This window comes from Brevibacterium sp., from assembly GCF_022712115.1.
Lineage (GTDB): Bacteria > Actinomycetota > Actinomycetes > Actinomycetales > Brevibacteriaceae > Brevibacterium > Brevibacterium salitolerans.
The window spans coordinates 23,943-40,545 of the sequence record NZ_JALAHB010000204.1; the positions used below are offsets into that span (position 1 = coordinate 23,943).

The 16,603-nt window shown below is 67.3% G+C and carries 25 protein-coding genes and 1 pseudogene; all 26 read left to right on the top strand.

The window, feature by feature from the left end:
* Positions 1 to 119: 119 nt before the first annotated feature.
* A complete protein-coding gene (tuf, locus tag Q0A33_RS11795) occupies positions 120 to 1,313 on the top strand; it encodes an elongation factor Tu (RefSeq protein WP_291796778.1) in 1,194 nt (397 codons plus the stop codon).
* A 464-nt stretch (positions 1,314 to 1,777) separates the two neighbouring features.
* Positions 1,778 to 2,086 (top strand): 30S ribosomal protein S10, encoded by a 309-nt coding sequence (gene rpsJ / locus Q0A33_RS11800; RefSeq protein ID WP_009379191.1) that lies wholly within the window; start codon positions 1,778 to 1,780, stop codon positions 2,084 to 2,086.
* Positions 2,087 to 2,096: 10 nt separating this feature from the next.
* Complete coding sequence (gene rplC / locus Q0A33_RS11805) at positions 2,097 to 2,771, top strand: 50S ribosomal protein L3 (RefSeq protein ID WP_291796781.1); 675 nt, start codon at positions 2,097 to 2,099, stop codon at positions 2,769 to 2,771.
* Positions 2,772 to 2,773: 2 nt separating this feature from the next.
* Positions 2,774 to 3,445 (top strand): 50S ribosomal protein L4, encoded by a 672-nt coding sequence (rplD, locus tag Q0A33_RS11810; protein ID WP_291796784.1) that lies wholly within the window; start codon positions 2,774 to 2,776, stop codon positions 3,443 to 3,445.
* Entirely contained in the window at positions 3,442 to 3,744 is a 303-nt protein-coding gene (gene rplW, locus Q0A33_RS11815) for a 50S ribosomal protein L23 (RefSeq protein WP_291796786.1), read from the top strand. Before rplD ends, rplW begins: the two co-directional genes overlap by 4 nt.
* 32 nt (positions 3,745 to 3,776) lie before the next feature.
* On the top strand, positions 3,777 to 4,613 hold the full coding sequence (rplB, locus tag Q0A33_RS11820; RefSeq protein WP_291796789.1) for a 50S ribosomal protein L2: 837 nt from the start codon (positions 3,777 to 3,779) through the stop codon (positions 4,611 to 4,613).
* Positions 4,614 to 4,628: 15 nt separating this feature from the next.
* Positions 4,629 to 4,910: a 30S ribosomal protein S19 gene (rpsS, locus tag Q0A33_RS11825; RefSeq protein WP_291796792.1), complete on the top strand. Its 282-nt coding sequence runs from the start codon at positions 4,629 to 4,631 to the stop codon at positions 4,908 to 4,910.
* 46 nt (positions 4,911 to 4,956) lie between these two features.
* Positions 4,957 to 5,337: a 50S ribosomal protein L22 gene (gene rplV / locus Q0A33_RS11830; protein WP_291796795.1), complete on the top strand. Its 381-nt coding sequence runs from the start codon at positions 4,957 to 4,959 to the stop codon at positions 5,335 to 5,337.
* Entirely contained in the window at positions 5,337 to 6,152 is an 816-nt protein-coding gene (rpsC, locus tag Q0A33_RS11835) for a 30S ribosomal protein S3 (RefSeq protein ID WP_291796798.1), read from the top strand. Before rplV ends, rpsC begins: the two co-directional genes overlap by 1 nt.
* A gap of 3 nt (positions 6,153 to 6,155) precedes the next feature.
* Positions 6,156 to 6,572, top strand: a complete 417-nt coding sequence (gene rplP / locus Q0A33_RS11840) for a 50S ribosomal protein L16 (protein ID WP_291796801.1) — start codon at positions 6,156 to 6,158, stop codon at positions 6,570 to 6,572.
* Between the two features lie 2 nt (positions 6,573 to 6,574).
* Positions 6,575 to 6,826 carry a 50S ribosomal protein L29 gene (gene rpmC, locus Q0A33_RS11845; RefSeq protein WP_291796804.1) on the top strand — a complete coding sequence of 84 codons (252 nt, stop codon included), beginning with the start codon at positions 6,575 to 6,577 and terminating at the stop codon, positions 6,824 to 6,826.
* Positions 6,826 to 7,104: a 30S ribosomal protein S17 gene (rpsQ, locus tag Q0A33_RS11850; RefSeq protein WP_291796806.1), complete on the top strand. Its 279-nt coding sequence runs from the start codon at positions 6,826 to 6,828 to the stop codon at positions 7,102 to 7,104. The genes rpmC and rpsQ overlap by 1 nt, the downstream gene beginning before the upstream one ends.
* Positions 7,105 to 7,271: 167 nt before the next feature.
* Complete coding sequence (gene rplN / locus Q0A33_RS11855) at positions 7,272 to 7,640, top strand: 50S ribosomal protein L14 (RefSeq protein WP_291796809.1); 369 nt, start codon at positions 7,272 to 7,274, stop codon at positions 7,638 to 7,640.
* Positions 7,641 to 7,642: 2 nt separating this feature from the next.
* Complete coding sequence (rplX, locus tag Q0A33_RS11860) at positions 7,643 to 8,008, top strand: 50S ribosomal protein L24 (protein WP_291796812.1); 366 nt, start codon at positions 7,643 to 7,645, stop codon at positions 8,006 to 8,008.
* Positions 8,008 to 8,577, top strand: coding sequence for a 50S ribosomal protein L5 (rplE, locus tag Q0A33_RS11865; RefSeq protein ID WP_291796815.1), 570 nt, complete (start codon positions 8,008 to 8,010; stop codon positions 8,575 to 8,577). The genes rplX and rplE overlap by 1 nt, the downstream gene beginning before the upstream one ends.
* Positions 8,578 to 8,659: 82 nt before the next feature.
* Positions 8,660 to 9,058 carry a 30S ribosomal protein S8 gene (gene rpsH, locus Q0A33_RS11870; RefSeq protein WP_291796818.1) on the top strand — a complete coding sequence of 133 codons (399 nt, stop codon included), beginning with the start codon at positions 8,660 to 8,662 and terminating at the stop codon, positions 9,056 to 9,058.
* Positions 9,059 to 9,074: 16 nt separating this feature from the next.
* The gene (rplF, locus tag Q0A33_RS11875) at positions 9,075 to 9,611 is read left to right on the top strand and encodes a 50S ribosomal protein L6 (RefSeq protein ID WP_291796820.1); all 537 of its coding nucleotides are present in this window, start codon (positions 9,075 to 9,077) and stop codon (positions 9,609 to 9,611) included.
* Positions 9,612 to 9,613: 2 nt separating this feature from the next.
* Positions 9,614 to 9,994, top strand: a complete 381-nt coding sequence (gene rplR, locus Q0A33_RS11880) for a 50S ribosomal protein L18 (RefSeq protein ID WP_291796823.1) — start codon at positions 9,614 to 9,616, stop codon at positions 9,992 to 9,994.
* A gap of 26 nt (positions 9,995 to 10,020) precedes the next feature.
* A complete protein-coding gene (gene rpsE, locus Q0A33_RS11885) occupies positions 10,021 to 10,662 on the top strand; it encodes a 30S ribosomal protein S5 (RefSeq protein ID WP_291796850.1) in 642 nt (213 codons plus the stop codon).
* Positions 10,662 to 10,844: a 50S ribosomal protein L30 gene (gene rpmD / locus Q0A33_RS11890; protein WP_291796828.1), complete on the top strand. Its 183-nt coding sequence runs from the start codon at positions 10,662 to 10,664 to the stop codon at positions 10,842 to 10,844. The genes rpsE and rpmD overlap by 1 nt, the downstream gene beginning before the upstream one ends.
* A 1-nt stretch (position 10,845) precedes the next feature.
* The gene (gene rplO / locus Q0A33_RS11895; protein ID WP_291796831.1) at positions 10,846 to 11,304 is read left to right on the top strand and encodes a 50S ribosomal protein L15; all 459 of its coding nucleotides are present in this window, start codon (positions 10,846 to 10,848) and stop codon (positions 11,302 to 11,304) included.
* Positions 11,305 to 11,657: 353 nt separating this feature from the next.
* Positions 11,658 to 12,959, top strand: a complete 1,302-nt coding sequence (secY, locus tag Q0A33_RS11900; protein WP_291796833.1) for a preprotein translocase subunit SecY — start codon at positions 11,658 to 11,660, stop codon at positions 12,957 to 12,959.
* A gap of 62 nt (positions 12,960 to 13,021) precedes the next feature.
* Positions 13,022 to 13,591 carry an adenylate kinase gene (locus Q0A33_RS11905; RefSeq protein ID WP_291796837.1) on the top strand — a complete coding sequence of 190 codons (570 nt, stop codon included), beginning with the start codon at positions 13,022 to 13,024 and terminating at the stop codon, positions 13,589 to 13,591.
* Positions 13,591 to 14,415: a type I methionyl aminopeptidase gene (map, locus tag Q0A33_RS11910; protein ID WP_291796840.1), complete on the top strand. Its 825-nt coding sequence runs from the start codon at positions 13,591 to 13,593 to the stop codon at positions 14,413 to 14,415. Before Q0A33_RS11905 ends, map begins: the two co-directional genes overlap by 1 nt.
* Before the next feature lie 164 nt (positions 14,416 to 14,579).
* Positions 14,580 to 14,990, top strand: a complete 411-nt coding sequence (locus Q0A33_RS11915; protein WP_291796843.1) for an META domain-containing protein — start codon at positions 14,580 to 14,582, stop codon at positions 14,988 to 14,990.
* Positions 14,991 to 15,182: 192 nt separating this feature from the next.
* A pseudogene (locus Q0A33_RS11920) lies at positions 15,183 to 16,603 on the top strand (hypothetical protein); the annotation flags it as partial.

Sequence of the window (16,603 nt, forward strand, 5' to 3'; positions counted from 1 at the left end):
GTGACGGCGGCGGGCGAGCAGGGTCACACTCCTGCGCGCCCGCGGCCGTCGACAAACCACCCAAGTCAGGTCCTAGGATATGAACCGCATATCCAGAACCAATCACCAGGAGGAACCCAGTGGCAAAGGCCGAATTCGACAGGACCAAGCCTCACGTCAACATCGGCACCATCGGTCACGTCGACCACGGTAAGACGACCCTTACCGCGGCGATCACCAAGGTGCTGGCCGACAAGTACCCGGACCTCAACGAGGCCAAGGCCTTCGACCAGGTGGACAACGCACCTGAGGAGAAGCAGCGCGGCATCACGATCAACGTCTCGCACGTCGAGTACCAGACGGAGAAGCGTCACTACGCTCACGTCGACGCCCCGGGTCACGCCGACTACATCAAGAACATGATCACCGGCGCGGCGCAGATGGACGGCGCGATCCTCGTGGTCGCCGCCACCGACGGCCCCATGCCGCAGACGCGCGAGCACGTGCTGCTCGCCCGCCAGGTGGGCGTGCCCTACATCGTCGTGGCTCTCAACAAGTCCGACATGGTCGAGGACGAGGAGCTCCTCGAGCTCGTCGAGTTCGAGGTCCGCGACCTCCTCTCCTCGCAGGAGTTCGACGGCGACAACGCTCCCGTCGTCCAGGTGTCCGCTCTCAAGGCGCTCGAGGGCGACGAGAAGTGGGTCAAGTCCGTCGAGGACCTCATGGAGGCCGTCGACGAGAACGTTCCGGAGCCGGAGCGCGAGATCGACAAGCCGTTCCTCATGCCCGTCGAGGACGTCTTCACCATCACCGGCCGCGGCACCGTCGTGACCGGTCGCGTGGAGCGGGGCATCCTCCTCCCCAACGAGGAGATCGAGATCGTCGGCATCAAGGAGAACTCCTCCAAGACCACGGTCACCGCGATCGAGATGTTCCGCAAGACGCTCCCCGACGCGCGCGCCGGTGAGAACGTCGGTCTGCTCCTCCGCGGCACCAAGCGTGACGAGGTCGAGCGCGGCCAGGTCATCGTGAAGCCCGGTTCGATCACGCCGCACAAGAGCTTCGAGGGCCAGGTCTACATCCTGTCCAAGGACGAGGGCGGCCGTCACAACCCGTTCTACTCGAACTACCGTCCGCAGTTCTACTTCCGGACCACGGACGTCACCGGCGTCATCACGCTGCCCGAGGGCACCGAGATGGTCATGCCCGGCGACAACACCGACATGTCGGTCGAGCTGATCCAGCCCGTCGCCATGGAGGACGGCCTCCGCTTCGCCATCCGCGAGGGTGGCCGCACGGTGGGTGCCGGTCGTGTGACGAAGATCAACGACTGATCGCTCCTCGTTCGCGCACAGAGCGCGGCCGAATCGCTGAACAGCAGCGCTGACCAGCGATGATGCGCTGAGGGCCCTGGGAGATCTCCCAGGGCCCTCTGCTGTGCCCGGCGGTTCCCGATGGCGTGGGTCACCTCGGCGGAGGGGCGCAGCTCACGTGCACTGCCGGTGTGCGGCTCCCGGGTTTGCAGGCGCTGTCCAGGCTGTGCCAAGATGGACGGGTTGCGTTCCGGGGCCCACACCCCTGCACTGCGGTCCTCGGGCCGCGAACAGCCCCGGAGCCGTGCCGGCCGTGGAATCTGCTCAGCGGGTTCGGCCGGGCAGCCGTTGCACGAGTGCGCCCAGCCGCAAGGCGAGGGCGACACGCCCGACCTCGGGGGCGGTCACGTAAAGCCGGCACAGACGCTCATCCGTCACAGGAGTGCGTTGATGGCCGGGAAGAACAAAAGGAAGAGACTTTCGCCATGGCGGGACAGAAGATCCGCATCCGGCTCAAGTCATACGACCACGCTGTCATCGACAGCGCCGCACGCAAGATCGTCGACACGGTCACGCGCGCGGGTGCCACGGTCGTGGGCCCGGTGCCGCTGCCTACGGAGAAGAACGTGTACTGCGTCATCCGTTCGCCGCACAAGTACAAGGACAGCCGCGAGCACTTCGAGATGCGCACGCACAAGCGCCTCATCGACATCGTGGATCCGACGCCGAAGGCCGTCGACTCGCTCATGCGACTCGATCTGGCCGACGACGTCAACATCGAGATCAAGCTCTGAGGGGGAGGACATGGCTAACACTCGCTCCAAGGCTCTCCCCACGACCCGCACCGTCAAGGGCATCCTGGGCACCAAGCTCGGCATGACCCAGGTGTGGGACGAGAACAGCAACTTCGTTCCGGTCACGGTTGTGCAGGCCGCGCCGAACGTCGTGACGCAGGTCCGCAGCGAAGAGGTCGACGGCTACACCGCCGTGCAGATCGCCGCCGGCGAGATCGATCCCCGCAAGGTGAATAAGCCCTCCGCCGGCCACTTCGAGAAGGCGGGCGTCGCACCCCGTCGCCACCTCGTGGAGCTCCGCACCGCGGACGCGGCGGAGTACGAGCTGGGTCAGGAGATCACCGCCGAGGTGTTCGCCGCGGGCACCAAGGTCGACGTCACCGCGAAGACCAAGGGCAAGGGCACCGCAGGTGTCATGAAGCGCCACGGCTTCAGCGGTGTGGGCGCTTCCCACGGTGCGCACCGCAACCACCGCAAGCCCGGTTCGATCGGCGGGGCCGCAACGCCCGGCCGCGTCTTCAAGGGCATGCGCATGGCCGGTCGCATGGGTGCTGTCAAGCACACGACCCAGAACCTCACGGTTCACGCTGTCGACGCTGAGAACGGCCTGCTGCTCATCAAGGGCGCCGTTCCCGGCCCCAAGGGCGGAGTCGTTCTCGTTCGCTCCGCAGCGAAGGAGGCCTGATCATGGCTGACACGAAGACCATCGACGTCGTGGACGCAGCGGGCAAGAAGTCCGGCTCGGCGGAGCTGCCCGGCTCCGTGTTCGATGTGCCGACGAACATCCCGCTCATTCACCAGGTCGTCATCGCGCAGCTCGCCGCCGCGCGCCAGGGCACGCACAAGACCAAGACCCGCGCCGAGGTGTCCGGCGGCGGCAAGAAGCCGTACCGCCAGAAGGGCACCGGCAACGCGCGTCAGGGCTCCATCCGCGCTCCGCAGTATGCGGGCGGCGGTGTGGTGCACGGTCCGGTCCCGCGCGACTACTCGCAGCGCACGCCCAAGAAGATGAAGGCCGCCGCCCTCCGCGGTGCCCTCTCCGATCGCGCGCGGCTCGACCGCGTGCACGTCGTGACCACCCTGGTCGAGGGCGAGAAGCCGTCGACCAAGGCCGCACGTGCTGCGCTGTCGGCGCTGAGCGACCGGAAGAACAAGCTCGTCGTGCTCACCCGCGAGGACGACGTGAACTACCTGAGCGCGCGCAATCTGTCGCACGTCCACGTCCTGTTCGTCGAGAACCTCAACACGTACGACGTGCTGATGTCCGATGACGTGGTCTTCACGGCTGCAGCGCTCGAAGCCTTCCTCGCCCGTAACGCCGGCAAGGCTGCGGCGAGCTCTGAGGAGGACGCACAGTGAGCACCGTGACCATCAAGGACCCGCGCGACATCATCATCGCTCCCGTGGTCTCCGAGAAGACCTACGCCCTCATGGACGAAGGCAAGTACACCTTCCTCGTCGATCCCCGTGCGAACAAGACGGAGATCAAGTACGCGATCGAGTCGATCTTCTCCGTGAAGGTCGCGAAGGTGAACACCCTCAACCGTCAGGGAAAGACTCGCCGCACCCGCTTCGGGATCGGCAAGCGCAACGACACGAAGCGTGCGATCGTCAGCCTCAAGGAAGGCGACATCGACATCTTCGGCGGCGCTCTCTGAGTCGTCCGAGCGAACGTAAGGATTGAAAGACAATGGGAATCCGTAAGCACAAGCCGACGACACCGGGGCGCCGCGGTGCCTCCGTCGCCGACTTCGTCGAAGTGACCCGCTCCACCCCGGAGAAGTCGCTTCTTCGTCCCCTCCCGAAAAAAGGCGGACGCAACTCAGCCGGTCGTGTGACGACCCGTCACCAGGGCGGCGGCCACAAGCGCCAGTACCGCGTCATCGACTTCCGTCGCCATGACAAGGACGGCATCGAGGCCCGCGTCGCACACATCGAGTACGACCCGAACCGCACCGCGCGCATCGCGCTGCTGCACTACGCGGACGGAGCGAAGCGCTACATCATCGCCCCGAACAAGCTGAAGCAGGGCGACAAGGTGGAAGCCGGCCCGGGTGCGGACATCAAGCCCGGCAACAGCCTGCAGCTGAAGAACATCCCTGTCGGCACCGTGGTGCACGCAGTGGAGCTCCGCCCCGGCGGGGGAGCGAAGATCGCCCGGTCCGCCGGCGCTTCGGTCCAGCTGGTGGCGAAGGACGGCCCGTACGCGCAGCTGCGCATGCCGTCCGGTGAGATCCGCAACGTGGACGCACGCTGCCGCGCGACGGTGGGCGAGGTCGGCAACGCCGAGCAGTCCAACATCAACTGGGGCAAGGCAGGCCGCATGCGCTGGAAGGGCAAGCGCCCGACCGTGCGCGGTGTCGTGATGAACCCGATCGACCACCCGCACGGCGGTGGCGAGGGACGCACGTCCGGCGGCCGTCACCCGGTGAGCCCCTGGGGCCAGCCGGAGGGCCGCACGCGCCGTCCCAACAAGGAAAGCGACAAGTACATCGTGCGTCGCCGTCGCACCGGCAAGAAGCGCTGATAGGGAGCCTGAACTATGCCTCGCAGTCTCAAGAAGGGCCCCTTCGTCGACGAGCACCTCTACAAGAAGGTTGCTGCTCAGAACGAGAAGGGCTCCAAGAACGTCATCAAGACCTGGTCCCGCCGCTCGATGATCGTCCCGGATTTCCTGGGTCACACGATCGCCGTGCACGACGGACGCAAGCATGTGCCGGTGTTCATCACCGAGTCCATGGTCGGGCACAAGCTCGGCGAATTCGCACCGACGCGGACGTTCCGCGGCCACGACAAGGACGACCGGAAGGGCCGCCGCCGCTGAGGCGGGCGCCCCTGAACGTCTCCTCATCAGAAGGAAGAAGGAAACGATGGAAGCCAAGGCGAAGGCGCGCTACCTGCGCGTGACGCCCCAGAAGGCTCGCCGTGTCGTCGACCTCGTTCGTGGTCAGCAGGCAACGGAAGCCCTCGCAGTGCTCAAGTTCGCGGAGCAGTCCGCATCAGAGCCGATCTACAAGCTCGTCGCCTCCGGCATCGCGAATGCCCGGCAGCAGGCCGACAAGCTCGGCGAGTCGTTCGACGAGGACGAGCTCGTCATCACCCAGGCGTTCGTGGACGAAGGGCCGACCATGCGTCGGTTCCGTCCCCGTGCGCAGGGTCGTGCCGGACGTATCAACAAGCGCACCAGCCACATCACGGTGGTGCTGGGGTCCGGCGACGACATCCCGGCCGGCCGGAAGGGGAACCGCTGATGGGTCAGAAGATCAACCCGAACGGATTCCGTCTCGGAATCACGACGGATCACCGCTCCAAGTGGTTCGCTGACTCCCACAAGGAGGGCCAGCGCTACAAGGACTACCTGGGCGAGGACATCAAGATCCGTCAGCTGCTCAGTGCGGGGCTGGAGCGCGCGGGCATCTCCCGCGTGAACATCGAGCGCACCCGCGACCGCGTCCGCGTCGACATCCACACGGCCCGCCCGGGCATCGTGATCGGTCGTCGCGGTGCGGAGGCCGACCGCATCCGCGGTCAGCTCGAGAAGCTCACCGGCAAGCAGATCCAGCTGAACATCCTCGAGGTCAAGAACCCCGAGGTCGACGCCCAGCTGGTGGCGCAGGGCGTCGCGGAGCAGCTCGCGAGCCGCGTGGCGTTCCGCCGCGCGATGCGCAAGGCGATCCAGAGCGCTCAGCGCGCAGGTGCCAAGGGCATCCGCGTGCAGTGCGCCGGCCGCCTCGGCGGTGCCGAGATGAGCCGGTCGGAGTTCTACCGCGAGGGCCGTGTGCCGCTGCACACGCTCCGCGCGAACATCGACTACGGCTTCTTCGAGGCCCACACCACCTTCGGCCGCATCGGCGTGAAGGTGTGGATCTACAAGGGCGACCTCACCGACAAGGAGCTCGCGGCGCAGGAGGCGGCGCAGCCGTCGGGCCGCGGACCCCGCGGCGGCGGTGCGGCTCGTGGTCGCGGCCGCGGCGGACGCGGACGCGGACGCGGCGCGGGCCAGCCCAGGAACACGGAGAACGCAGCCGCGGCCGCTCCCGCGGCCGCGGCCGGATCGGAGGGCTGACACATGCTGATCCCACGTCGTGTCAAGCACCGCAAGCAGCACCACCCCAAGCGTCGGGGTCTTGCCAAGGGCGGTACCGAGGTCACGTTCGGCGAGTGGGGCATCCAGGCCCTCGACCCGGCATACGTGACGAACCGCCAGATCGAGGCGGCGCGTATCGCGATGACCCGTCACATCAAGCGCGGCGGAAAGGTCTGGATCAACATCTACCCGGACCGCCCGCTGACCAAGAAGCCCGCCGAGACCCGCATGGGCTCCGGCAAGGGTTCGCCCGAGTGGTGGGTCGCGAACGTCAAGCCCGGTCGAGTCATGTTCGAGCTCGCCGGTGTGTCCGAGGAAGTCGCTCGCGAGGCCCTGCGCCTGGCGATCCACAAGCTTCCGCTCAAGGCCCGCATCGTGCGGCGCGAAGGTGGTGAATGAGAATGGCAATCGGTTCCAAGGACCTCTCCATGGACGCCCTCGACGGCTTCGACAACGAACGCCTCGCCGAGGAGCTGAAGAAGGCTAAGGCCGAGCTGTTCAACCTCCGGTTCCAGACGGCCACCGGCCAGCTGGAGAACCACGGCCGGCTCAAGGCCGTCCGCCGCGACATCGCACGGATCTACACGGTGCTGAACGAGCGCAAGCTCGCGATCCGCCAGGATCCGTCCGCAGCGAAGGAAGAGGAGAACTGATGTCCGAGCAGGCTCAGACACCGGTCGAGCGCGCGACCCGCAAGAGCGCACGCGGCTACGTCGTCTCCGACAAGATGGACAAGACCATCGTCGTCGAGGTCGAGGACCGCAAGAAGCACCGCCTCTACGGCAAGGTCCTTCGCACGTCCAGTAAGATCAAGGTGCACGACGAGGAGAACACCGCCGGCATCGGCGACCTCGTGAGCGTGTCCGAGACTCGTCCGCTCTCGGCGTCGAAGCGCTGGCGGCTCGTGGAGATCATCGAGCGCGCCAAGTGATCCGGCGCCGCTGAACCCCGGTCCAGCCCGGTCCCGCCCTCTCCGAAGGCGGCTACCGGGACTCCGGGGCAGGCGGAGCGAATCAAGCCCATATCCGTTCCGTCAGGCTCGCCCCGGCAGCCTCGTGCTGCCGGGGCGAGAACCGACGTGACGACAGGAGAGAAGAAGTGATCCAGCAGGAGTCGCGACTGAAGATCGCCGACAACACGGGTGCCAAGGAGATCCTGGCCATCCGTATCCTCGGCGGCTCCGGTCGACGCTACGCCGGCATCGGCGACACGATCGTGGCAACGGTCAAGGACGCCATCCCCGGCGGCAACGTGAAGAAGGGCGACGTGGTCAAGGCCGTCGTCGTCCGCACCAAGAAGGAGCGCCGTCGTCCGGACGGTTCCTACATCCGCTTCGACGAGAACGCAGCGGTCATCCTCAAGAACGACGGCGAGCCCCGTGGCACGCGCATCTTCGGGCCCGTGGGCCGCGAGCTGCGCGACAAGAAGTTCATGCGGATCGTCTCGCTCGCACCGGAGGTGATCTGATCATGGCGAAGCTCAAGATCAAGAAGGGCGATCTGGTCCAGGTGATCGCCGGAGCCCGCGCCGAGCGCGGTGGCGACCGGGGCAAGCAGGGCAAGGTCCTCGAGGTCTACCCGGAGCGCAACCGCGTCCTCGTCGAGGGCGTCAACCGCGTGTCGAAGCACCGGAAGCCCACGCAGACCGCCTCCGGCGCGACCGCCGGCGGCATCGAGATCCACGAGGCTCCCATCCACATCTCGAATGTGATGCTCGTGGATCCGAAGGACAACAAGCCCACCCGCGTGGGCTACCGCGAGGAGACCGTTGAGCGCAACGGCCGCACCCGCAAGGTCCGCGTGCGCGTCTCGCGTCGTACCGGGGAGGACATCTGATGACCGAGAACACCCAGTCCCGCCCGGTGCCGCGGCTCAAGGCGGTCTACCGCGAGGAGATCGTGGCCAAGCTGCAGGAGGAGTTCGCCTACGCGAATCCCATGCAGATCCCCGGCCTCACCAAGGTCGTCGTGAACATGGGCGTGGGTGACGCGGCGCGTGACTCCAAGCTCATCGAGGGCGCGATCCGCGACCTCACCCTCATCACGGGCCAGAAGCCCGTCGTCACCAAGGCCCGGAAGTCCATCGCGCAGTTCAAGCTGCGCGAGGGCCAGCCGATCGGCGCACACGTGACGATGCGCGGAGCCCGGATGTGGGAGTTCCTCGACCGCGTCGTCTCCCTGGCGCTGCCCCGCATCCGCGACTTCCGCGGACTGTCGGACCGCCAGTTCGACGGCAACGGGAACTACACGTTCGGTCTGACCGAGCAGTCGATGTTCCACGAGATCGACCAGGACTCCATCGACCGCGTCCGCGGCATGGACATCACGGTCGTGACCACCGCGAAGACGGACGACGAGGGACGCGCCCTGCTGCGCCACCTCGGCTTCCCCTTCAAGACCAACTGATACCTCTACGCCGCAGGTCCGCTCCGCCCCCGCCCGGCGGGGGCGGATCACGGAAACCGCGACGAGGAAGGGCACGTGCCCAATGACTATGACCGATCCCGTCGCAGACATGCTCACGCGTCTGCGCAACGCGAACTCGGCGTACCACGAGGATGTGAGCATGCCCTACAGCAAGCTCAAGTCCTCGATCGCCGAGATCCTCAAGAGCGAGGGCTACATCGCCGACTGGCGCGTCTCCGACGCCGAGGTGGGCAAGACCCTCGAGCTCGATCTGAAGTTCGGCCCCAACCGCGAGCGCTCGATCGCCGGCATCCGCCGTGTGTCGAAGCCCGGCCTCCGCGTCTACGCGAAGTCGAACAACCTCCCGAAAGTGCTCGGCGGCCTCGGCATCGCCATCATCTCGAGCTCCTCGGGTCTGCTCACCGACAAGCAAGCGGCACAGAAGGGCGTGGGCGGCGAAGTCCTCGCCTACGTCTGGTAAGGGAAGGAGAAGACACATGTCACGCATCGGCAAGCTGCCCGTCTCCGTTCCCTCCGGCGTCGACGTCACGATCGACGGCCAGAACGTGAAGGTCAAGGGGCCCAAGGGCGAGCTGTCCGTGGACGTCAAGGAGCCGATCTCGGTCGCGCTCGAGGACGGCCAGGTGCTCGTCACCCGCCCCGACGACTCCCGTGAGTCCCGCTCCCTGCACGGACTCTCCCGCACCCTGGTGAACAACATGGTGATCGGCGTGACCGAGGGCTACTCCAAGGCCCTCGAGATCGTCGGCACCGGCTACCGTGTGCAGGCCAAGGGCCAGAGCCTGGAGTTCGCCCTCGGCTACAGCCACACGATCACGGTCGACCCCCCGGCCGGCATCACCTTCGCGGTCGACGGCCAGACGAAGCTCACCGTCAACGGCATCGACAAGCAGCAGGTGGGCGAGGTCGCGGCGAACATCCGCAAGCTGCGGAAGCCCGAGCCCTACAAGGGCAAGGGTGTGCGCTACGCCGGCGAGAACGTCCGTCGCAAGGTCGGAAAGGCTGGTAAGTGACCATGGCATCAGCAATCAAGCAGAGCCGCGGCAAGGGCAAGGCGGCTGCACGCGCACGGCGCCACAACCGCCTGCGCAAGCACCTGTCCGGCACCGCCGAACGTCCCCGTCTCGTGGTCACGCGTTCCAGCCGCCACGTCTTCGTGCAGGTCATCGACGACACCGTCGGCCGCACGCTGGCATCGGCTTCGACCATGGAGGCAGACCTCCGGGTCGACTCCGAGGACAAGACCGGCAAGGCACGCAAGGTCGGTGAGCGCATCGCCGAGCGCGCCAAGGCGGCGGGCATCGAAGCGGTCGTGTTCGACCGCGGCGGCAACGCCTACCACGGCCGTGTGGCCGCAGTCGCAGACGGCGCCCGCGAAGGAGGACTCGCACTGTGAGCACGGAAGAGAACAAGGACACCCCGGTGCAGAACGACGCCCAGGGCGAGTCGCAGCAGTCCACCGAGGCCGGCGATCGCGGCCGAGGCCGCGGCCGTGGCCGCGGTGAGGGCGGCGGACGTCGCGGCAACCGTCAGGACCGGGACGAGAAGAACCAGTTCATCGAGCACGTCATCACCATCAACCGCGTGTCGAAGGTGGTGAAGGGCGGCCGTCGCTTCTCCTTCACCGCACTCGTGGTCGTGGGCGACGGCGAGGGCCTGGTGGGCATGGGCTACGGCAAGGCCAAGGAAGTTCCCGCGGCCATCGCCAAGGGTGTCGAGGAGGCGAAGAAGAACTTCTTCCGCGTCCCGCGCATCCAGAAGACCATCCCGCACCCCATCCAGGGTGAGGCGGCTGCGGGCGTCGTCCTGCTCCGTCCGGCCTCCCCGGGCACCGGCGTGATCGCCGGCGGTCCGGTGCGCGCCGTGCTGGACGCCGCGGGCGTCCACGACATCCTGTCGAAGTCGCTGGGCTCCGCGAACGCGATCAACATCGTGCACGCCACGATCGCCGCGCTCAAGGGCCTCGAGCGTCCCGAGGAGGTTGCGGCGCGCCGCGGCCTGTCCGTGGACGAGGTGGCGCCGGCGGCGCTCCTGCGAGCAGCTGAAAGCGGGGCGAAGGCCTGATGGCGAAGCTCAAGATCACCCAGCTCAAGTCTGAAATCGGTGGCAAGCAGAATCAGCGTGAGACCCTGCGTACGCTCGGCCTCAAGCGGATCAATGACGTCGTGGTGAAGGATGACCGTCCTGAGATCCGCGGAATGATCAACGTCGTGCGCCACCTCGTCACCTGGGAAGAGGTGGACTGACATGGCAGAGGAGCAGGCACTCAAGCTGCACCACCTGCGCCCGGCAGCGGGCGCGAACACCCCCAAGACCCGCGTGGGTCGCGGTGAGGGCGGCAAGGGCGGCAAGACCGCCGGCCGTGGAACCAAGGGCACGAAGGCCCGTTACCAGGTTCCCCACGGCTTCGAGGGCGGACAGACGCCGCTGCACATGCGTCTGCCCAAGCTTCGCGGTTTCAAGAACCCGAACAAGGTGACCTACCAGGTCGTCAACCTCGAGAAGCTGTCCGCACTGTTCCCCGAGGGCGGGGACGTCACCGTCGCCGATCTCGTGGCGAAGGGTGCTGTCCGCGCCAACCAGCCCGTCAAGGTGCTGGGCACCGGTGAGATCACGGTCGCCGTCAACGTGACGGCCGACAAGTTCTCCGGTGCGGCGGAGCAGAAGATCACCGCCGCGGGAGGGACGGTCACCACGACCGCCTGATCGCGCGCTGTGCGCTCATGGAGGGGCGTCGTCCATCACGGACGGCGCCCCTCCGGCGTGCTCGGACCTGCATGCCCGGCGGGAACCGCCGGATGCGCTCCGACGGCATGGTGCCGGTCCGGTTCTCCACGACCGCCGGGAATCGCGGACATGCCTCCGGCGATTCGGTCGCGTAGTGGGCGGCTGATAGAGTGCACGAGGTAATTTGTCGTATCGTCGTACCTCCGTGCGCAGCCGTGACCGACTGCGTGCGCCCATTGCGGGAAGCACAGCAGCGAAGTCCTGTGCGCTGGGTTCTCCCCACGTTCCCGCATTGCAGTGCAGGGGCCGGCGGAATCTCAACAGGAGGACGAGTGCTCGGAGCTGTAGGGCGTGCCTTCAGGACGCCTGACCTGCGCAATAAGCTGCTCTTCACCCTCGCCATAGTGGTGCTGTACCGGCTGGGCGTCTCCATCCCCTCTCCCGGCATCGATTCGGCACAGGTGCAGGAGTGCGTGGCCTCCCCGGCTCTCACGCAGGGCGGATTCGGCCTCATCAACCTGTTCTCGGGCGGAGCGCTGTTCCAGCTGTCGATCTTCGCCCTGGGGATCATGCCGTACATCACGGCGAGCATCATCACGCAGCTCCTGCGCGTGGTCATCCCGCGCTTCGAGGCACTGCACAAGGAGGGCGCGTCCGGCCAGGCCACCCTCACGCAGTACACCCGCTACATGACGCTGGGGCTCGCGGTCCTCAACGCCACGACCCTGGTGTCCACGGTGCGCACCGGCGCACTGTTCGGCAATGTCGAGGGGTGCGACGACCTGCTGGTCAACGACACGTGGTGGGGAGTGGCCCTCATCGTCGTGACGATGACGGCGGGCACGGGCCTCATCATGTGGATGGGCGAGCAGATCACCGAGCGGGGCGTGGGCAACGGCATGTCGCTCATGATCTTCACCTCGATCGCCGCCGGCTTCCCGGCGTCGTTCGGCTCGATCCTCGCCTCTCAGGGCATCGACATCTTCATCATCGTGATCCTCGTGGGTCTCGTGATCATGGCGCTCGTCGTGTTCGTGGAGCAGTCGCAGCGCCGGATCCCCGTGCAGTACGCCAAGCGGATGGTGGGGCGCCGCATGTTCGGCGGCACCTCGACCTACATCCCCATCAAGGTCAACCAGGCCGGCGTCATCCCGGTGATCTTCGCCTCCTCAGTGCTCTACCTGCCGTCGCTCATCGCGCAGTTCGGCTCACCGGACGACAAGTGGGTCGAGGTCATCAACCGCTACTTCACCGCCGGTGACCACCCCGTGTACATGGTGGTGTACTTCCTCCTCACCATCTTCTTCACGTTCTTCTACGTGTCGATCACGTTCAACCCGGACGAGGTGGCGGACAACATGAAGCGCTACGGCGGCTTCATCCCCGGCATCCGCGCGGGACGCCCGACCGCGCAGTACCTCAGCTTCGTGCTCACGCGCATCACCCTGCCGGGCTCGCTGTACCTGGGCCTCGTGGCCCTCATCCCGCTCGTGGCACTCGTGCTCATCGGAGCGAACCAGGACTTCCCGTTCGGCGGCACCTCGCTGCTGATCATCGTGGGCGTGGGCCTCGAGACGGTGAAGCAGATCAACTCGCAGATGCAGCAGCGCCACTACGAGGGCCTGCTCCGCTGAGAGCGTCGCAGGGGTGCCGCCTGGCCGTTCCCGGTACGGAAAATGAAGAGGAAAGGAACCTCATGAGCACTCGCATCATCCTCATCGGCCCTCCGGGAGCCGGCAAGGGCACCCAGGCCGCACGCCTCAGCGAGGCCCTGCAGATCCCGGCGATCTCCACGGGTGACATCTTCCGCGCCAACGTGAAGGGCGAGACCGAGCTGGGCCGGACGGCCAAGCGGTACATGGACGCGGGGGAGTACGTGCCGGACGAGGTGACCAACTCGATGGTCGCCGATCGTCTGGCCCAGGACGACGCCGCCGAGGGATTCCTGCTCGACGGGTACCCGCGCACCGCTGCGCAGGTCGCCGAACTCGATGCCATGCTCGAGGCGAAGGGGGCGACGCTCGATCACGTGATCGAGCTCACCGCGGACACCGACGAGGTCGTGGGACGGCTCCTGGCCCGGGCCTCGCTGCAGGGCCGCTCCGACGACACGGAGGACGTCATCCGCCATCGCCTCGACGTGTACGCGGAGCAGACGCAGCCGCTCACCGAGCTCTACGCGGACCGCGGGCTGCTGCGGCAGGTGGACGGCCTTGGCGACGTGGACGCGATCACCGACCGCATCCTCGCCGTGATCGGCCGCTGATGGGCCCTGCCGTCGAACTGAAGTCCGACGACCAGATCCGCACGATGCGCCGCGCCGGCCTGGTCACGCGTGCCGCGCTGGAGGCCGCCCGGGCCGCATGCGTGCCCGGGGCGACGACGGCGGATGTCGATGCCGCCGGAGCGAAGGTCATCGCGGAGATGGGTGCCAGGTCGAACTTCTTGGGGTACTACGGCTACCCTGCGACGCTCTGCGTCTCGGTCAACGAAGTGGTGGTCCACGGGATCCCCGGTGACCGCGTGCTCGAGGCCGGCGACATGGTGTCGATCGACGGCGGTGCGATCGTGGACGGCCTCCACGGCGACTCCGCGCTCACCGTGTTCGTGGGCGGACGCGAAGCGGCGGATCCCGCGCTGCTCAGGGTCTCGGACACGACGGAGGAGATCATGTGGGCGGGGATCGCCCGCATGGCCACCGCGAGGAAGGTCGGAGAGATCGGCGAGGCGATCGAGGAGCGCGCGACCGAGCTCGCGCCCGAACTCGGTCTGATCGAGGAGTTCACCGGCCACGGGATCGGCTCGCAGATGCACATGGAGCCGGAGGTGCTCAACTATCGGGCGCGGCGGATGGGGCCCAGGCTCCGGCCCGGCATGTGCCTGTGCATCGAGCCCATGCTCGTCACCGGCGACATCGCGACCCGCACACTGTCGGACGACTGGACCGTCGTGACCGAGGACGGGGGCAGTGCGAGCCACTGGGAGCACACCGTCGCGCGTCATGCCGGCGGCATCTGGGTGCTCACGGCACCGGACGGCGGTGCGGAGCGTCTGCGTCCGTACGGCGTGGCCCCGGTGCCGCTGGACTGACGCCTCTCGTCCCGTGCGTGCCCCGCCTCCTCCAGGAGGCGGGGCACGCACGCGTCTGCGCGTTCTCCTGGGAAACGGCCAGCGATCTGGGTTAGCGTGGTCGGCGCGGCCCCTGGCGCTCCTCCGGCGTCTGCGTCCCCGGCCGCATCACGGGAGGAACCACCATGAAGAGCCTGACTCAGTTCGCGACGCTTCTCGCCGCCGCGGGAACGCTGGCCCTCACCGGCTGCGGAGGTGGAACGGTGAGCCCCGGCGCGCCCGGAGGCGAGGCGGAACCGCAGATCGAGGGAAAGTGGCAGGCCGAGGACCCTGAGGACGCGTTCCTCGAATTCGCGGAACCCGACGAGGAGGGCAACGGCCAGGTCACCGGCTCCGACGGCTGCAACGGGGTCCAGGGCGAGTACACGCTGGAGGACGACACCGCGACGATCGAGCGCGGATTCGGCACGCTCAAGGGCTGCACCGACGTGGACACCTGGCTGCACGAGGCGTCCAGTGTGGTGGTGAGCGGAGACGAGATGACCGTGCTCGACGCGGACGGCGAGGAGATCGGCACTCTCAGCAGGGAGGCCTGACTTCTCGCGAGGCTCGGACGGAAGGAGTCTCGGACCTCTGCAGTCTCGAACCGTTCGAATGTGACCTGAGCGTGATCAAAACGCACACAAATGTTATCCAGCTGTGACTCTTGGCAGAGTGAGCGGAGTGCATGGCGGGCCGTTCCCGGCGAGCCGTGCCGCACCAGTTCTCCACTCCGTTAGGAAGAATCAATGGGTAACCCGATCAAGGGCAACCGGTTCGTCGCTCTGAGCGCAGCCGTTGCGCTGGGCTTCGGCACCGTGGCTCTCACCGCCCCCGCGGCCACGGCTGCGACGTCCGGGCCGGACAAGGCCGCCGATGCCGCCCCGGCGACAGCGGGCGGTCCGCAGGCACTGGCCCCTGCCGCCGCCAAGGCCTTCGGCGCGAGCGACAAGATCGCCGCGATCGGCTATGGCAGCGACGGCCAGCTCGTCGCACAGGTCGTCAAGGACTCCGTCGAGAAGGACGCGCAGGGCGTCTACGCCGCGAAGGGCGCGGTGAAGACCGCTCTGAAGTCCGCCGCCGAGTTCGCGCAGAAGACGACGGGCAAGGACCTCGAGATCTCGCCGGTCTCCGCCACCTACAAGGCGACGGCTGCAGACACCGATCTCGTGGGCGGTGCCGGCTACATGACCCTCGACGGTCAGGGTGCTCCGCAGGGCCTGTGCTCCTTCGGCTTCCCGGCCACCGGTCCGGACGGGGAAGAGGCCATCATCTCCGCGGGTCACTGCGGCGAGGAGGGCACGCAGACCGCCGTGGAGAAGCCGTCCGCGTCGAATGCCGGCACCGGTGACATCCACGGTCAGGCCACGACGGACTTCCTCCACCCGGGCAAGGCCCTCGGTGAGATGACGTATTCGCAGTTCGGCCCGGCCACCTATGAGCCCGGTGATGACCTCAGCCAGTACACACCGGAGAACTCCCAGGACTTCTCGGTCATCACCGTGGATCCGGCGAGCGGCTACACGGGCAAGGGCGAGGTCACCGACTGGACCACCGCGGATTCGGACGTCCTTGCTGACTCGACCGTCGACGTCACCGGCGTCGTCGACGTCACCACGGATCATGTCGGGAAGACCGCTGTGCGTTCTGGTCGTACCTCCGGTGTGCAGGACGGTCCGATTGAGATGTCGGGCAACCCGGCCACCGCCATCGTCGACGGGTTCGCTCCCATCGGCGACGGCGAGACCAGCTACATGGTCTACGGCTTCGCGATCAACACTCTCGGCATTCCCGGTGACTCCGGCGGCGCCGTGACGATCGACGGCAAGGCGGCCGGCGTGGTTTCCGGCTCGAACTACGCCGGTGAGGGCACGGGCGACTTCGTCTGGGCAGCTGAGCTCTACCAGGGTCTCCAGAACGAGGGTCTCCAGGGTTACGACATCAAGACTGCGGGCGAGGAGCCGACGGAGGATCCCACCGAGGACCCGACGGAGGATCCCACCGAGGACCCGACGGAGGATCCCACCGAGGACCCGACGGAGGACCCGACCGAGGACCCGACCGAGGACCCGACGGGCGCCCCGGCGGAGCACGCGCCGGGCGCCGCGCCGGTCGCCGCCTCGAAGGACGAGGCGGACGACGCGGCGGAGGCCGCCGCCGAGGACCCGGA

Coding starts and splice junctions, on each gene's coding strand:
- rpsJ (WP_009379191.1), top strand. CDS start 1,778: ATGGCGGGACAGAAGATCCGCATCCGGCTCAAGTCATACGACCACGCT.
- rplC (WP_291796781.1), top strand. CDS start 2,097: ATGGCTAACACTCGCTCCAAGGCTCTCCCCACGACCCGCACCGTCAAG.
- rplD (WP_291796784.1), top strand. CDS start 2,774: ATGGCTGACACGAAGACCATCGACGTCGTGGACGCAGCGGGCAAGAAG.
- rplB (WP_291796789.1), top strand. CDS start 3,777: ATGGGAATCCGTAAGCACAAGCCGACGACACCGGGGCGCCGCGGTGCC.
- rpsS (WP_291796792.1), top strand. CDS start 4,629: ATGCCTCGCAGTCTCAAGAAGGGCCCCTTCGTCGACGAGCACCTCTAC.
- rplV (WP_291796795.1), top strand. CDS start 4,957: ATGGAAGCCAAGGCGAAGGCGCGCTACCTGCGCGTGACGCCCCAGAAG.
- rpsC (WP_291796798.1), top strand. CDS start 5,337: ATGGGTCAGAAGATCAACCCGAACGGATTCCGTCTCGGAATCACGACG.
- rplP (WP_291796801.1), top strand. CDS start 6,156: ATGCTGATCCCACGTCGTGTCAAGCACCGCAAGCAGCACCACCCCAAG.
- rpmC (WP_291796804.1), top strand. CDS start 6,575: ATGGCAATCGGTTCCAAGGACCTCTCCATGGACGCCCTCGACGGCTTC.
- rpsQ (WP_291796806.1), top strand. CDS start 6,826: ATGTCCGAGCAGGCTCAGACACCGGTCGAGCGCGCGACCCGCAAGAGC.
- rplX (WP_291796812.1), top strand. CDS start 7,643: ATGGCGAAGCTCAAGATCAAGAAGGGCGATCTGGTCCAGGTGATCGCC.
- rplE (WP_291796815.1), top strand. CDS start 8,008: ATGACCGAGAACACCCAGTCCCGCCCGGTGCCGCGGCTCAAGGCGGTC.
- rpsH (WP_291796818.1), top strand. CDS start 8,660: ATGACTATGACCGATCCCGTCGCAGACATGCTCACGCGTCTGCGCAAC.
- rplF (WP_291796820.1), top strand. CDS start 9,075: ATGTCACGCATCGGCAAGCTGCCCGTCTCCGTTCCCTCCGGCGTCGAC.
- rplR (WP_291796823.1), top strand. CDS start 9,614: ATGGCATCAGCAATCAAGCAGAGCCGCGGCAAGGGCAAGGCGGCTGCA.
- rpmD (WP_291796828.1), top strand. CDS start 10,662: ATGGCGAAGCTCAAGATCACCCAGCTCAAGTCTGAAATCGGTGGCAAG.
- rplO (WP_291796831.1), top strand. CDS start 10,846: ATGGCAGAGGAGCAGGCACTCAAGCTGCACCACCTGCGCCCGGCAGCG.
- Q0A33_RS11905 (WP_291796837.1), top strand. CDS start 13,022: ATGAGCACTCGCATCATCCTCATCGGCCCTCCGGGAGCCGGCAAGGGC.
- map (WP_291796840.1), top strand. CDS start 13,591: ATGGGCCCTGCCGTCGAACTGAAGTCCGACGACCAGATCCGCACGATG.
- Q0A33_RS11915 (WP_291796843.1), top strand. CDS start 14,580: ATGAAGAGCCTGACTCAGTTCGCGACGCTTCTCGCCGCCGCGGGAACG.